This window comes from Haloterrigena sp. H1, from assembly GCF_005938085.1.
GTDB lineage: Archaea > Halobacteriota > Halobacteria > Halobacteriales > Natrialbaceae > Natrinema.
Genome location: NZ_SMZK01000001.1, coordinates 872,936 through 886,729 on the forward strand (window position 1 = coordinate 872,936; position 13,794 = coordinate 886,729).

The following is a 13,794-nucleotide window of genomic DNA, read 5'->3' on the forward strand; positions in this document are numbered from 1 at the left end:
CTTAGCAGCTGCTATGGAAGGTAACACAAGATGAACCGACGAACCGTTCTCGCAGGCTTGGGTGCGACCGGCCTCGCGGGGCTGTCTGGCTGTCTGGGATTGGTCGGGCTGGCCGAACACGAGTCGTCACCCGCGGGCGTCGAGGCCGCTGCTCGCGAGGAGACGGGCTACGAACAGACCGGTATCGAACCGCTCTCGGTCGAGCGAGAGGTCGGACCGACGAACGAGACCGTCACCGTCACCAACTACATGACCTCCCACGAGAAGGCAGTGGACATGAGACAGCTAGGTAGGCAACGTGGTGCCGTCTTCAACGTTCTGACGACTCCGCAGGTCTCGATTCTCGGTCGTGAACTCAATCCCATCGAGGAGATGTCGACACAGGAACTCGTCGACCTCGTCAGACAGAATTACGACGGGATCGCGAACATCAAGCACACGGACGACACCGACGTCACGGTCCTCGGCCAGTCGACGACTCAGTCACGGTTTACCGCTGATGCGGAGTTCGACGGGCGCGACCTCCCTGTAAACGTCCACATCACCGAAGCCGTCGAGGCCGACACGGACCTGCTCGTGACCATCGGCGTCTACCCCGAGTACGTACAGCGACTCGAGGAATCGAACGTTAGGTCCCTCACGGAGGCAGTGACGACCGATGTCGACGAGGACGCCTCGAGCGCCGGCTCCGATTCCAGCACTAGCAACAACGAGAGCACCGCCGATTCCACGAGCATCGACGGAATCGATAACGAGACAAGCATCGACGGAATCGACAACGAGAGTCTCGAAAACAAAAGCAACGACCTCCTCGGCTAATCCCGCCGTTCTCCTCTCCTATCGCCAGCCGTCGTCGTCCTCGTTTCCATCGTCCCAGCCGTTCGAGTCACCCCAGCCGGTGTCATCGGCCGGGTCACTCGAGTCGGTGTCGTCTCGGGACTCGTCGCGTTCCCACGGATCGGCGGTGTCGTTCTGTCCGCGACCGTCTCCGCCAGGGCCATCGCTGTCCGTGTCCCAGCCACTGCCGGGCCCATCTCGGTCGGGCCCGCCGTCTCGAACTGCCGCTCGCTGGTCGGGGATCAGATCGAGGTCCGCGTCCGTGTCACCAAGCACCAACAGCGCGTAGTCGCGGAGGTAGGTGACGATCGGGACTTGAATCAGCAGGACACCAAGGAGGATCACCGGGAGGCCGAGCAGGAGTACGACGATACCGAGAACTGGGATGATCAGAAGGATCAGAAACGGGATCAGTAGAATGACAAAGAGGATGCCGGTGACGAAGGTAAGCACCAGCTGCAACACCCAGACGAGCAGGAGATAGACGGCGTATTCGGTCCAGTGTCCTCGCAGCGTCGGCCAGAACCGCTTCCAGGCGGCGACGACGCCGAGATCGTGCTCGAGCATCGTCGGCGCGACGAAGACGGTGGTGAGCCGATCGATGACGGCGAAGGCGATTCCGACCGGAATCGCAAGCAGAACCAGTGCACCGATCAACCCCAGCGAGATGGCCCCCGGCGTCGAGAAGACGATCGCGAGGACGGGAAGGCCCAAGAGGACGAGGCCGATCAACCCGAGTGCGACACGAAACCCGAAGAGTCGGGCCCCGTGGCCGACGTTGCGTTTCGTGTAGCGACGGATGTGGACTTCACCCGAGCGTAGCGACTCGAGGAGGGTAAACTCGAACAGCGAGCCCACGAAGAGAAAGGCGAGGCCGATGACGAGGATGACCAATACGACTGCGATCACCACCGGTAACACCTCTCCAACGTCGACGCTTGCCCCAGGGTCAGGCCCTGGCCCCGGTGTCGGCTCGCCGCCGAAGCCACCACCGCCGCCGAACGACATCGGCGAGCTGACGCCGGCACCGCCGACGAAGAAGACGACGAGTGCCAGTTTGAGCCACATCCAGGGACGGACCGGCGTCAGGAACTCGCGGGTCACGTCGATCGCATCACTCAGGTCGTCGATCGCGAACATAGTCATCGATTATCGTTTCTCGAGTGATAATATTGTTGTTCTGTTACTAGCACTACAGTCGTCGGCTCGATCCGCGTTATCTCGAGCGGGACCCGTCACGAACCACGAGTATCGATGGCGTGTGACTACAAGACGGCAGACACGTTCCGACGGTAACAGGTCGAGACGCATTTAACGCCCACGGCCCTGAGTGGGTGGTATGGATATCCGCCGGCTCGCGCGAGGAACCGTCGAGTGGAGCCGCATCGAACGCGTCGCCCGGACGCTGGCGGACCGCTACGACCGCGAGACGGTCCGCGTGGAGTTCCTCGAGGCCGACAACTGGCTCTCGACGCCGTGCGTGATCGACGACGAGTGGTTCGTCAAGATCGTCTCCCGACAGAACGCGCTGGTCCATGCGGTGTTGACGACCGGCCGGAACGTCGGCGCGTTCTCCTCGGGCACCGAGGGGTTTTTCGACCGGTTCGACACGCCCCGTGAGATGGTCGAACACGAGTACGAGGCGACCCAGCGGATGCGCGAGATCGGTGTCAACGCGCCACGGCCGATCGACGCCTTCGAGGTCAACGGACTCGGCGTGCTCGTCCTCGAGTACCTCCCCGACTTCGAGTCGCTCGATGACGTCTCCGACGCCGTGGTCGCTCGGCGAGCCCCGGAACTATTCGCGATGCTCGCGACCGTTCACGACCACGGACTCGCTCACGGCGACCTGCGCGCGGAAAACATCCTGCTCTGTGACGACGAGTTCTACTTTATCGACGCGACGAGCGTCCACGAGGACCGCGTCGAGGAGACGACGGCCTACGATCTGGCCTGTGCGCTGGCGGTCCTCGAGCCGCGGATCGGACCGCGCGAGGCCGTCAACGCCGCGGCGACGGCTTACGATCCGTCGACGCTACTCTCGGCCCGGGAGTTTATCGATTTCGTCCGATTGCGCCCCGACCACGAGTTCGACTCGACGACGCTGCGGAGCGAACTCGAGAAGGTGGCTGATCTCGGCAGGGGGTGAGCGACCGTCGGTCGGCTGCCAGCGTCGGGTCCGGACAGCACTAATTGCTTGCTACACGCCACTGCAGGCACCACGGGTTTTCGCCGCGTGACACTACCGCAGCGTATGTGTGCACCGTTCACCGATGACGACGTCGGCAAGCGGGTCGAAACCGCGGATGGCGAGCCGCTGGGTACCGTCCGGATGACGGAACCGGAGACGGCCTACGTGGGCGCGACCGACGGGGCGACGAGTGCCATCCAGGCAATCCTCGAGTCGGAATCAGACGACACTGACGTCGTCCCGCTGGACGAAGCCGCCGTAAGCGAGGTCACCGCCGATGTGATCCGGCTCGAGGTCGATCGCTCGTCGCTGGACGCGTCTAAAACGGACCCTGTCATCGAGCGCGACGAGGGCACCGAACGGCGAGACGATAGCGACGAACAGCGGACGCTGGGGCCACAGCCGGGCGCGCCCGGCGAGCCGGCCGAGAGCGAGGAGGGGCGGACGGGACAGGGCCTCGAGCCATCGACGGAGGAGATGACGGAGGCAGGTGAGGAACGACATCCGGATATGGAGGACGCACCGCCGGAGGGAGATCGAACCGTGACGACGGAACGCGGGGAGAAAGAGGATCGATAGTGAGCATTTCGCGCCACCCTCGATATATGTGAACTACCATCAAGATTTTCAGCGCGCCCGCCCTTACCTCTCGTATGAGCCAGCAAGCCACCGAACAGGTACACGGCCACTACATCGGCGGTGAATGGGCCGATGGCGATGGCGTCACCTTCGAGAGCGAGAATCCCGCCACCGGTGAGACGCTGGCGACGTTCCGGCGCGGGACCGAGGCCGACGTCGACGCGGCGCTTGAGGCCGCCGAATCAGCCTTCCCGGCGTGGCGTGACAAGTCGTATATCGACCGCGCGGAGCACCTCTGGGACATCTACCACGAGTTGCGCGATCGCCACGAGGAACTCGGGGAGATCGTCTCGAAGGAGTGTGGCAAGGAGATCTCGGAGGGGAAAGCCGACGTAACCGAGGCCTGGCACATGGTCGAGTGGGCAGCCGGCAACGCACGCCACCCCCACGGCGACGTCGTTCCGTCGGAGGTCGCGGGCAAAGACTCCTACATGCGGCGCAAACCGCGTGGCGTCGTCGGCTGTATCACGCCGTGGAACTTCCCGGTCGCGATCCCCTTCTGGCATATGGCTATCGCCTTGGTCGAAGGGAACACGGTCGTCTGGAAACCCGCCGAACAGACGCCGTGGTGTGGCCAGATTATCGCCGAGATGTTCGAAGACGCCGGTATCCCGGACGGCGTGTTCAACATGGTCCAAGGATTCGGCGACGCCGGCGCAGCCATCACCGACGACGAGCGCGTCGACACCGTCCTCTTTACCGGGTCGGCCGAGGTCGGCCACGAAATCGCCGATAAAGTCGGCGGCGAACCCGGGAAGCTCGCGGCCTGTGAGATGGGTGGCAAGAACGGGATCGTGATTACAGCGGAGGCCGACATGGATACCGCAGTCCACGCGGCGATCATGTCCTCGTTCAAGACGACCGGCCAGCGCTGTGTCTCGAGCGAGCGCCTGATCGTCCACGAAGACGTCTACGACGAGTTCAAAGCCCGGTTTGTCGACGTCGCCGAGAACATCGCGGTCGGCGATCCGCTCGCGGAGGATACCTTCATGGGACCGGCGATCGAGGCCGATCACGTCGAGAAGATCCGGAGCTATAACGACCTCGCACGCGAGGAGGGTGCAAACGTTCTCGTCGACCGGTTCGAACTCGCGGACAGCGAGATCCCCGACGGTCACGAGGGCGGCCACTGGGTCGGCCCGTTCGTCTACGAGATCGACTACGAGCCCGATCTGCGCTGTCTGAACGAGGAGTGTTTCGGCCCCCACGTCGCCATCCTCGAGTACTCGGGCGACATCGAACGCGCGGTCGAGATGCACAACGCCACCCCCTACGGACTGGCGGGCGCGATAATCTCGGAGGACTACCGCCAGCTCAACTACTTCCGAGATCACGCCGAGGTCGGACTCGCCTACGCGAACTTGCCGTGTATCGGCGCGGAGGTCCAACTGCCCTTCGGCGGCGTCAAGAAGTCCGGGAACGGGTATCCGAGCGCGCGCGAGGCCATCGAAGCCGTCACCGAGCGCACCGCGTGGACGATGAACAACGCCGAGGAGATCGAAATGGCACAGGGGCTGTCGGCCGATATCGAGACCTCCGAAGACTGACGACGGCAAGTAACACTCGAGGCGAGACCGCCGGCCTCACGCCGCCGGAATCTATCTGTCGCCGGTTTGCTGTGCAGTAGCAAGTGGACAGAGGAGTATGTCGCGTCGTCCTCCCTGTTAGCGCCACGATAGCAGCCCCCGTCCTATCAACGGATCGGTCCCCTCTCAGTTCCCACCGGCAAACGAACCGCTTATCCGACGATTCATGGAAGGGGCCAGTACATGAAGGCAGTCGTTCTCGCTGCAGGCCAGGGTACGCGCATGCGACCGCTCTCCGAATCGATTCCGAAGCCGATGCTGCCGGTCGCAGACCGGCCGCTTGCGGCCCACACCGTCGACGCGGCGATCGACGCTGGCGCAACCGAAGTCGTGCTGGTGATCGGCTACGAGGCTGAGACGGTCCGGGAGTACTTCGGTCCCGAATACCGTGGCGTGCCGATCTCGTATGCGATCCAGGAAGAGCAGGCCGGGACCGCCGACGCCGTCAATGCCGCCCGCGACAACCTCGAGGGTCCGTTCGCCGTCCTCAACGGCGACAACCTCTACGATCCGGCCGCGATCGACCGGCTGTTCGACGCCTGTCCGGCCGTCTGTGCGATCGAGGTCGCCGACCCGAGCAACTACGGCGTTCTCAGCACCGAACCCGGACGGGACGGCTCCGTGACGGGGATCGTCGAGAAACCCGCCGATCCGCCGACGAACCTCGCCAACGCGGGGGCCTACGCATTCCCTGCTGAAGCCCGCGAGTGGCTCGAGGTGCCCGAAAGCGAACGTGGCGAACGCGAGATCACCGACGTCGTCGCGCAGGTAATCGACGAGTACGACGTCACGCCCGTCACGCTCGAGCGGTGGCTCGACGTCGGCCGCCCCTGGGAACTGCTCGAGGCAAACGAATGGAAACTGGCCGACCTCGAGCGGCGCGTCGATGGCGACGTCAGCGAGGATGCCACGCTCGAGGGGGCAGTCGTCGTCGAGGAGGGTGCGACGGTCGAGCCCGGCGTCGTGATCGAGGGCCCGGCGCTGATCCGCGAGGGAGCGGAGGTCGGACCGAACGCCTACGTCCGTGGCGCGACGCTCATCGAAGCCGACGCCGAAGTCGGCCACGCCGTCGAGGTCAAAAACAGCGTCATCTCACAGGGAACGTCGGTTAGTCACCTCTCGTACGTCGGTGACAGCGTCCTCGGTCGGAACGTCAACTTCGGCGCAGGGACGAACGTCGCGAACCTGCGCCACGACGACGGTGACATCCGGTTTACGGTCAAGGACGAGCGCGTCTCGACCGACCGGCGGAAGTTCGGCGTCGTCGCCGGCGACGGAGCCAAAACCGGGATCAACACGAGTCTCACGCCTGGCCTGAAGCTCACGAGCGGCGCGACGACCATGCCCGGCGAAACCGTCGAACGGGACCGATAACCACAGCCACTCGAGATCGAGTCTGTCCGCTGAATTCGACTCTCGGTGGAGTCGATCTCCGCTACGGCGACTTTCCGTTTTAGATGAACACGTTCTCGTTGCGCTTCGTGAGCGGACGAAGCGGCGGAAGGTGGGATGTGGGGGCGAAAGGTGGGACGCGGAAGACGAGGAGACGGGTGTGCGCTCGGTCCCGGGAACCGAGCGCATGCGACGGGCCGGAGCGACGCGCATGCCGGTTTCGACGTGAAAAGCGTCTGTCCCGGCGTCCGTACCGAAGGCGTGCCTCATCAAAAAGTCAGCGGTCGAGCCGTCACTCGCTGCCGGCCGTACTCGACGTTGCTGCCGGCCTACAGCCGGCGGTCTCGGAGCGCTGGGAACTCCGCACGGACGTCTGCGACCGTATCCGGCTCGACGGTGGCCGTCACCAGCGTTGGCCCGTCGCCGCTCGAGGCCAGCGTGACGCCCCACGGGTCGTAGACGGTCGAACGACCCAGCAACGTGGCATCCTCGAACGCGCCGGACCCGTTGATGGTCGCGACGTAACACTGGTTTTCGATCGCGCGCGCTCGCGAGAGCGTCTGCCAGTGTTCAATGCGGGGGTAGGGCCACGCACTCGGAACGAGAACGAGCTCGACGCCGTCGTCGACTAATTGCCGGTAGAGTTCCGGGAATCGGAGGTCGTAACAGGTCGTCACGCCGACGGTCACGCTGCCGATCGTCGCCGTCTCGAGTCGCTCGCCGGGGACGAGCAGTTCGGATTCCGCGGACTCGTAGCCGAAGAGGTGGTGTTTCCGGTAGACGAGTTGGCGAGTGCCATCGGCGTCGAACAGCACCGCGGTGTTCGCCAGTCCCTCGTCGGCTGGCGTCTCGACGGCATCGGTTGCCGCCAGGTCTTCGACGATGGTCCCCGCGAGGACGGCGATCCCGTGGTCGGCTGCCGCGTTCTGCAGCCGGGAAAACGTCTCGCCGGCGATCGGTTCGGCGTGGCGCGTATAGAGGTCAAATGCGAAGTAGCCCACGTTGAACAGTTCCGGCAGGGCGACCAGATCCACACCGCGGGCAGCGGCCTCTTCGACCGCCTCGAGTGCACGATCGACGTTCGCCTCGACGTGGCCGGCCTCGATCTCGAGCTGTGCGAGCCCGATCGAGAGAGCGTCGTCGGCTTCCTCGCTGGCAGCGTTGGGAGGTATCATTGTCACTCTCTGTGTTTCCGCGTACCGTTACCGTGTCGTCTGCAGATCTCGCTCGAGTGCACGCCGCAGGTTCTCGAGTTCCGAATCGAGGTTGCGCTTGAAGAACTTCTCGACGCCCGGGAGTTTGCCATCGACGACGAAGTGATTCTCGAGCCGGGACCCGGCGTCGGTTTCAACGATCGTGTGTTCGCCAGTGACGCGCATCACTTTCGATTTGCCGACGAATTTGACGTACTCCGGCGGTCGTCGCGTGACGTCTTCGGTATCGACCCTGACAGTTTTACGAATGAGGGGAATTGGCAGGGACACCTGCCAGGTGACGCGTCGTCCCTCTCGATCCTCGACCGTGTACGTCTCGACGACGCTGATAGATCGCGCTCGGTTCGCCGGATCGGCGATGAACTCCCAGACGCGTTCGGGCGACGCCGCCACGTCGAACGACCGATCGACACGGACAGTCATGCCCGTACGTGTGGGGTAGACGGATAAAAATCCGTGGACCGGCGAGCGACCGGCCTCCCGATGGTGGCAGCCGACATCGATGGCGGTCCGCGAGCAGCGGCGAGGAGATCAGCTGATGGTAACTCGCCAGGTCGTCGAGCGGGCGCGGCCCCATTTCTCGATGTCGACTTCGTCTGTTTTCTCCGCGAGATGTGGCAGCCGAGCGCCTACTTGCTTCGACGAGAGTCCGATCGCGTCCGCGATGTTTTTGGCCCGGAAGTATTGCTCGCCACGGGCGGCGCTCTCGCGGAGGTACGAGATAATTCGCCGCTCTTCGTCGGAGTAGTCGTTCATCGTCCGTACACAACATTACGCGTTCGTCGGTCTTAACTCTTAACGGCAGGAGGGGCAGGTGCCGTCGGTCGACGCTCGGTCCCACGCTCGACCTCTCGATCGCTTATACTGCCGGACAGCAGTCAGTGCGATGTCGATCGCGAAAACCGGCCGTCTCCGATGGCGACGGCCGCGTCCGAGCGATCGATCTTCAAATCGTTCTGTCCAGCAGTATTAGGAGAGGTGGATGCCGACGACTGCCAGCGAGCTAAAGATCACGGCTCCTGCGAAGCCCCACGCCGCGGTCACGTCCGGTGCACCAACGAGCATGACCAGTGCGCCGATCACTGCGAGTGCACCCAGTGCGAGCCCCAGTCCGATACCCTTGTCCGTCTCGGTTTGCGTAGCCATGCTCGGGCGTTGTGTGTGGGGTCTCTTAACTTCACTCATTACTGGGCGGTTCCGGGGCCGCTTTCACTGACGACGCCGAACGGCTTTGCTGGTCGTCGGCCGATCGGCCGACGACCGGATCACTTGATCGTCGTGTGTTCGGACTCCTCGTTGAGCGCGAGGTTCGCTGCGATTTCGGCGTTTCGCATCGCGTACTGGGCGGTCTGCTGGAGACTGACGAGGACTTCACGGACCCGAAGCAGATCTTTGTTTTCCATCTCGGGCAGTTCGGTGAGTATCTCCTGTTCCCGGTCGGAGATCTCGTGGAACAGCGCCCGGACCTCGTTGGACTTGGTGTAATCGCGCTCGACGGCCGCCTCGACGGCTCGAGACGTGATCTCGTCGACCATCTCGTTCAGTTCGCGAATCTCACGCATCACCGAACTATCGACGTTCAACGTGTGGCCTTCGGTCTCCATGACGATATCGCCGATATCTTCGGCGTTGTCGGCGGTCAACTCGAGGTTCTTCGCGATCGAGCGGTAGCCGATCAGCGGGAAGCCACTGTTTAGGCCGACCGCCCGCGCGAGGTTGGGGTTCTGGTAGGCCGTAAAGATCAGGCGCAACAGGAGGACGAAGATCTTGTTCGCCTGTCGCTCCCGGTTCAGGGCGCGCTGGGCCAGATCGGGATTGCCGTGAGCCAGTGCCTTGATCGACTCGCCGCGCATCGTCTGGCCCGTTCGCTCGAGGCGCTCCAAGAGGTTGTCGAGCGTGAAGTCTTCGGGGTCGACCGAACAGCGGATCGAGATGCTTTCGGGGGTCTCCTCGATGACGCCGAGTCCCATGAGCTGGGTTTCGGCCTGATAGACCGCGTTGATGTGATCCGACTCGAGCGCGCCGTCTTCGCGCTCGATCCGTATGATACGCCGTCCGAGGACGTACTGGGCGACGATCGCACGCTCGACGGCGGCGGCGTCTAAGTCGTCGGTGTGAATGATAGCTTCCGTCTCCTCCGTGCTCGCGGACTCGGGCATCACGGTCAGGGTGCCCTTGCCGCTGGTCCGCAACGACACCTCGTCGCCCTTCTCGACGTCGTGTTCGGACGCCCACTCCGCGGGAAGGGTCATTGCGAGTGTCGACGGGCCGAGTCGTTGCACTTTCCGCGTTTCCATACCAGGTCGTAGGCTTGAGACGACCTTAATCTTGACTATATAGTCATTATCTCGAGTGCAATCGTTATATCGTTGTGACTGATGGCCGTTACGAAGCGCCCCTTAAATTATTCACACAGTAACCCTACACAACAGCCAGTGAGCAACACAATGCATCAGGATACGGGCAGCATTCGCGTGGTGAACCGCCCGGTCCGCACCTGTTGCCAACCCCGGAGGTCGTCGTCGAGTTCCTCGTCGTCGGTGTCGACGTGAAGCGAGTCGATCCCGTCGAGTTTCTCGTCCGAGGCGACGACGGCGATCTCGTCTGCCTGACGGATCACCGGCGGTGAGATCTGGTGGTTCCCGCGACCGAAAAGAAAGCCCTGTCCACCGATCGGCGAGACGACGATCGTCACCGGATCTTTGAGAGTCTCGAGTATATCCGTTTCTGCGGCGTCGCGGGCGAGTACTGTCCCCTCGCGCCCGTCGGAGCCGCGTTCGGAGGCAGTTCCGTCCGATTCGGTATCGGCTGTGGCCCGCCAGACGTCGACACCCAGCGGCGAGGGATCGATACCGAGTTCCGCCTCGATCGCACCGACGGTGCTCCCGGGGCCGAAGACGTAGGTCCGACCGGGCTCGACCTCGCGGGCGAACCCCGTTGCCAGCGAATCGACGCTCCCGCTCGAGACCTGCTTGCTCGATTGTAGGTCCGGCGCGACGGGGACTGGCACGATCGCCTGCAGTTCCGTCCTGACCTCTCCTTTGCGATAGGCGGCCTCGTCGATGTCGTTGACTTCGCGAGCCTCGACGCGGTCGAACTCGGCGGCGATACGACCGGCATCGGCCGGCGTCACGCCGAAGACCGACGAGTAAACCTTGACGCCGGCCGGGACGCCGAGCATCGGCGTCTCGGCGGCTCGAGACCCGTTCGTCGCTCGGGAGCCGGTCGAGACTCCCTCGGTGGCATCCGCGTCCTCGAGCACGGTGGCGACGTCGACTGCGGTGCCGTCACCGCCGACGAACAGGATCAACTCGACATCGTGCTCGAGCAACGCGCGGACTGCCCTGCGGGTATCGGTTGCCGTCGTCTCAGCGGTTGCGGGATCGCCGGGTCTGGCCGGGTCGTCCCCACGGGCTGTGGCCGGGTCGTAGACGACTGTCGGCTCGTAGCCAGCGTCCCGGGCCGCCCGTTCGCCCATCACGCCGGCGGCGGTGTAGACGGTAACCTCGGGTGCACGCCGGTGCAGCGACCGTAACGCTTCGCGCGCCCGCTCCGGCGCTCGTGGCTCGGCACCGCGACGGCGTGCCTCCTCGAGTTTCCCGTCGGTCCCCTTCAGCCCGACCCGACCACCCATCCCGGCGATCGGGTTGACGACGACGCCGATGGACTCCATACCCGACCGTCGCACGCCAGCCGGAAAGCGATATCGTGTCGCCGACCGAAGATATCGTCGCCGTCACGGCCCAGCACGCGGACGGCGACGGGCCGAGCGACGCGCACGATTTCTGAAGGATTAAGAGGGATGCGGACCGATCGCCGATCATGAACGCACTGACCGACGCCGCTGTTCTCGCGACGGAAACGGAGCTCCCGATGAACCTGGTTGGCTGGGGCGCACTCGCGCTTGGCCTGTTCGTCGTCGTCGTCTGGACGCTCTATCTGTACCGCTGACGGCACCATCTTACGGTGATTCGACCCGCTCGCGCAGCCACGCGGCCGCGTCAGCGACGGTCGTTTCGTCAGTGCCTTTGAGTTCGATCCGGACCGAGTCGCCCGGGTAGCTCCCGACGGCGACGTCAAAGCGGTCCCGCAGTTCGGCGATGCGATCGAGCAGTGCGCTTTCGGGTTCGTCGGCGACGACCGCCTCGCGGTAGGTCGGCGTCCCCGAAAACTCCGTGGCGATCGTCTCGAACATCGCCTTCATTTCGGCAGGGACGCCGGGAAGCACGTAGACATCCTCGAGTGCAGCACCAGGGGCGACGCCCACGTCGTTGTGAAGCGCCCGCGCACCGGCCGGCAACGTGGCCGTCCCTGCCACGAGGTCGTCACGGCTGTAGCCGTCCGCCTCGAGCCAGGCGAGGGCCTCGTCGTGTTCCTCGAGGTCACGCCCGAGCGCGGCCGCGACGCTCTCCATCGTGAGGTCGTCGTGGGTCGGCCCGAGCCCACCCGTGACGATGACGGCGTCGTACTCGGCGCGGTACTCGTTGACGACGCGAGCAATGTCGCCGACCCGATCCGGAACCGTCGTGACGCGCTCGACATCGACGCCGCGATCGTCGAGTTGCTCGCAGAGCCACGTGGCGTTCGTATCCGTTGTTCGTCCAGCGAGTAGTTCGTCTCCGACCGTCACAACCGCGACGTTCATACCGGAGCGTTTGTACCCGTCGTTCAAATGCGTCTCGCCCCGATGTATCAAACCATCTGTACTATCGTTTGGTGAGGACTTTCGATGAAATGGTAGTAACCACAAGATTCAATTTTGATAATTGGTAACGAAGGGAGTATGTCTCGGAGCCAGATAAAACAAACCGAGGGGGATTCGGCTACAGTGCTCTCCGCACTGGGGAGTAAATACAGCGTCGAGATACTCTGTGCAGCAGACACGCCGAAATCAGCACAAGCCCTCAGCGAAGATATCGAAATTCCGATCGCGACCTGCTATCGTCGGATCGAAGAACTTGTCAATGCAGGATTATTGACGTGTGAAGGGCGGCGACTGTCCGACGAAGGAAGACGAACGAACATCTACCGTCGAACGTTAGACGAGATCGAGATCGACTTCTCGAGACACCCGAATTTTCACAGAAACGACGGACAGAGGCAAAAAACAGGCTTCAAGACCAGCTCGAGAGCTGATACTACTGGGTAGCAGTCAATACGATGCCGGTCGCAAATTCACGGCTGTCCGACAGGTGACGGCCGCACACATGCGACCGGCTTCACGTCGTTCTGTCCGGCAGTATGAGACGGTCACCTGCCGATCAGCGACCACGCGAGCACGTTCCCGGGTCACCACCGACGACGACTGCCCGCGCGAAACTGGATTTTCGGTAGTCCACCGTCAGTGTCGACGCTGACCGACCACGTCGTTTCCTGGCGGCACACGACGGCCACGCCCGGGAGTGGATCGGCTTCGATCGACCATCCTTAAGTATTCTCGAAAGAATACCGAAGTATGACCACTCCCGCTAAGACGCGCGACTCCGGACCGGCCACAACGACGGATGACAGTGTCGTCGGACACCGTCGCGTCCTCCATGTCGGCCGTGACCGGCCGATCAGAATCAGCACTGGCCACCGAATTCGACACCACGACGGCAAGTGTTCGCGGCCGCATGGCCACAACTACGAAATCTCGGTCACCGTCGCAGGACACTTAACCGAAGAGGGGTGGATCGCCGACAAAGGTGATATTACCGAGGTGATCGACGAGTGGGATCATATGTTCCTGCTCGAGGCCGGCGATCCCCTTATCGAGGCCTTCGAAGCGGCTGGCGACGACGACGCGGTCGTCGTCCTCGAACATCCACCGACGGCCGAGGTGATGAGCGTCGTTCTCGAGCGGAAACTCGCGGCAGCCTTACCCGAGACGGTGACTGACGTCGCGGTACAGGTCAACGAGACGAACGAACTCTGTGGGGGGAGCACGCTCTGA

15 protein-coding genes and 1 pseudogene are annotated in these 13,794 nt (G+C 63.5%); 8 read left to right on the forward strand and 8 right to left on the reverse strand.

Annotated elements, in window-relative coordinates:
• The first annotated feature begins 30 nt into the window (after positions 1-30).
• Positions 31-819, forward strand: a complete 789-nt coding sequence (locus E2L06_RS04440; protein WP_138778985.1) for a DUF6517 family protein — start codon at positions 31-33, stop codon at positions 817-819.
• Between the two features lie 18 nt (positions 820-837).
• On the opposite strand, the gene E2L06_RS04445 is transcribed toward E2L06_RS04440, so the two are convergent.
• Positions 838-1,983, reverse strand: coding sequence for a hypothetical protein (locus E2L06_RS04445; protein ID WP_249361367.1), 1,146 nt, complete (start codon positions 1,981-1,983; stop codon positions 838-840).
• 193 nt (positions 1,984-2,176) lie between these two features.
• Here E2L06_RS04445 and E2L06_RS04450 point away from each other — a divergent pair, with 193 nt between their 5' ends.
• The 4 genes from E2L06_RS04450 (at position 2,177) to glmU (ending at position 6,627) form a co-directional block, all read left to right on the forward strand.
• Positions 2,177-2,986 (forward strand): RIO1 family regulatory kinase/ATPase, encoded by an 810-nt coding sequence (locus tag E2L06_RS04450; RefSeq protein ID WP_138778987.1) that lies wholly within the window; start codon positions 2,177-2,179, stop codon positions 2,984-2,986.
• A 105-nt stretch (positions 2,987-3,091) separates the two neighbouring features.
• Positions 3,092-3,607: a hypothetical protein gene (locus tag E2L06_RS04455; protein ID WP_138778989.1), complete on the forward strand. Its 516-nt coding sequence runs from the start codon at positions 3,092-3,094 to the stop codon at positions 3,605-3,607.
• A gap of 74 nt (positions 3,608-3,681) precedes the next feature.
• Positions 3,682-5,214: an aldehyde dehydrogenase family protein gene (locus tag E2L06_RS04460; protein ID WP_138778991.1), complete on the forward strand. Its 1,533-nt coding sequence runs from the start codon at positions 3,682-3,684 to the stop codon at positions 5,212-5,214.
• Positions 5,215-5,436: 222 nt separating this feature from the next.
• Complete coding sequence (gene glmU, locus E2L06_RS04465) at positions 5,437-6,627, forward strand: bifunctional sugar-1-phosphate nucleotidylyltransferase/acetyltransferase (protein WP_138778993.1); 1,191 nt, start codon at positions 5,437-5,439, stop codon at positions 6,625-6,627.
• A gap of 347 nt (positions 6,628-6,974) precedes the next feature.
• Here the strand turns inward: glmU and E2L06_RS04470 are convergent, their stop codons facing one another.
• The 6 genes from E2L06_RS04470 to E2L06_RS04490 all read right to left on the reverse strand — a co-directional run bounded on the left by E2L06_RS04470 (position 6,975) and on the right by E2L06_RS04490 (position 11,532).
• On the reverse strand, positions 6,975-7,820 hold the full coding sequence (locus E2L06_RS04470; protein ID WP_138778995.1) for a carbon-nitrogen family hydrolase: 846 nt from the start codon (positions 7,818-7,820) through the stop codon (positions 6,975-6,977).
• Between the two features lie 27 nt (positions 7,821-7,847).
• Positions 7,848-8,282 carry an SRPBCC family protein gene (locus E2L06_RS04475; protein ID WP_138778997.1) on the reverse strand — a complete coding sequence of 145 codons (435 nt, stop codon included), beginning with the start codon at positions 8,280-8,282 and terminating at the stop codon, positions 7,848-7,850.
• Between the two features lie 108 nt (positions 8,283-8,390).
• Positions 8,391-8,615 carry a hypothetical protein gene (locus E2L06_RS04480; protein ID WP_092928986.1) on the reverse strand — a complete coding sequence of 75 codons (225 nt, stop codon included), beginning with the start codon at positions 8,613-8,615 and terminating at the stop codon, positions 8,391-8,393.
• 213 nt (positions 8,616-8,828) lie between these two features.
• A complete protein-coding gene (locus E2L06_RS21720) occupies positions 8,829-9,005 on the reverse strand; it encodes a hypothetical protein (RefSeq protein ID WP_171052308.1) in 177 nt (58 codons plus the stop codon).
• Between the two features lie 119 nt (positions 9,006-9,124).
• On the reverse strand, positions 9,125-10,156 hold the full coding sequence (locus E2L06_RS04485) for a phosphate uptake regulator PhoU (protein WP_138778999.1): 1,032 nt from the start codon (positions 10,154-10,156) through the stop codon (positions 9,125-9,127).
• Between the two features lie 155 nt (positions 10,157-10,311).
• A complete protein-coding gene (locus tag E2L06_RS04490; protein WP_138779001.1) occupies positions 10,312-11,532 on the reverse strand; it encodes an ATP-NAD kinase family protein in 1,221 nt (406 codons plus the stop codon).
• Between the two features lie 149 nt (positions 11,533-11,681).
• Here E2L06_RS04490 and E2L06_RS22725 point away from each other — a divergent pair, with 149 nt between their 5' ends.
• Positions 11,682-11,810, forward strand: coding sequence for a hypothetical protein (locus E2L06_RS22725; RefSeq protein WP_283241346.1), 129 nt, complete (start codon positions 11,682-11,684; stop codon positions 11,808-11,810).
• 10 nt (positions 11,811-11,820) lie between these two features.
• On the opposite strand, the gene E2L06_RS04495 is transcribed toward E2L06_RS22725, so the two are convergent.
• Complete coding sequence (locus E2L06_RS04495; RefSeq protein WP_138779003.1) at positions 11,821-12,504, reverse strand: molybdopterin-binding protein; 684 nt, start codon at positions 12,502-12,504, stop codon at positions 11,821-11,823.
• 138 nt (positions 12,505-12,642) lie between these two features.
• Between E2L06_RS04495 and E2L06_RS04500 the strand changes: the two are divergent.
• Positions 12,643-12,995 (forward strand): annotated as a pseudogene (locus E2L06_RS04500) (helix-turn-helix domain-containing protein).
• Between the two features lie 319 nt (positions 12,996-13,314).
• The gene (locus E2L06_RS04505) at positions 13,315-13,794 is read left to right on the forward strand and encodes a 6-pyruvoyl tetrahydropterin synthase family protein (protein ID WP_138779005.1); all 480 of its coding nucleotides are present in this window, start codon (positions 13,315-13,317) and stop codon (positions 13,792-13,794) included.

Coding starts and splice junctions, on each gene's coding strand:
- E2L06_RS04485 (WP_138778999.1), bottom strand. CDS start 10,156: ATGGAAACGCGGAAAGTGCAACGACTCGGCCCGTCGACACTCGCAATG.
- E2L06_RS22725 (WP_283241346.1), top strand. CDS start 11,682: ATGAACGCACTGACCGACGCCGCTGTTCTCGCGACGGAAACGGAGCTC.
- E2L06_RS04490 (WP_138779001.1), bottom strand. CDS start 11,532: ATGGAGTCCATCGGCGTCGTCGTCAACCCGATCGCCGGGATGGGTGGT.
- E2L06_RS04480 (WP_092928986.1), bottom strand. CDS start 8,615: ATGAACGACTACTCCGACGAAGAGCGGCGAATTATCTCGTACCTCCGC.
- E2L06_RS04475 (WP_138778997.1), bottom strand. CDS start 8,282: ATGACTGTCCGTGTCGATCGGTCGTTCGACGTGGCGGCGTCGCCCGAA.
- E2L06_RS21720 (WP_171052308.1), bottom strand. CDS start 9,005: ATGGCTACGCAAACCGAGACGGACAAGGGTATCGGACTGGGGCTCGCA.
- glmU (WP_138778993.1), top strand. CDS start 5,437: ATGAAGGCAGTCGTTCTCGCTGCAGGCCAGGGTACGCGCATGCGACCG.
- E2L06_RS04470 (WP_138778995.1), bottom strand. CDS start 7,820: ATGATACCTCCCAACGCTGCCAGCGAGGAAGCCGACGACGCTCTCTCG.
- E2L06_RS04440 (WP_138778985.1), top strand. CDS start 31: ATGAACCGACGAACCGTTCTCGCAGGCTTGGGTGCGACCGGCCTCGCG.
- E2L06_RS04450 (WP_138778987.1), top strand. CDS start 2,177: ATGGATATCCGCCGGCTCGCGCGAGGAACCGTCGAGTGGAGCCGCATC.
- E2L06_RS04495 (WP_138779003.1), bottom strand. CDS start 12,504: ATGAACGTCGCGGTTGTGACGGTCGGAGACGAACTACTCGCTGGACGA.
- E2L06_RS04445 (WP_249361367.1), bottom strand. CDS start 1,983: ATGACTATGTTCGCGATCGACGACCTGAGTGATGCGATCGACGTGACC.
- E2L06_RS04460 (WP_138778991.1), top strand. CDS start 3,682: ATGAGCCAGCAAGCCACCGAACAGGTACACGGCCACTACATCGGCGGT.
- E2L06_RS04505 (WP_138779005.1), top strand. CDS start 13,315: ATGACCACTCCCGCTAAGACGCGCGACTCCGGACCGGCCACAACGACG.
- E2L06_RS04455 (WP_138778989.1), top strand. CDS start 3,092: ATGTGTGCACCGTTCACCGATGACGACGTCGGCAAGCGGGTCGAAACC.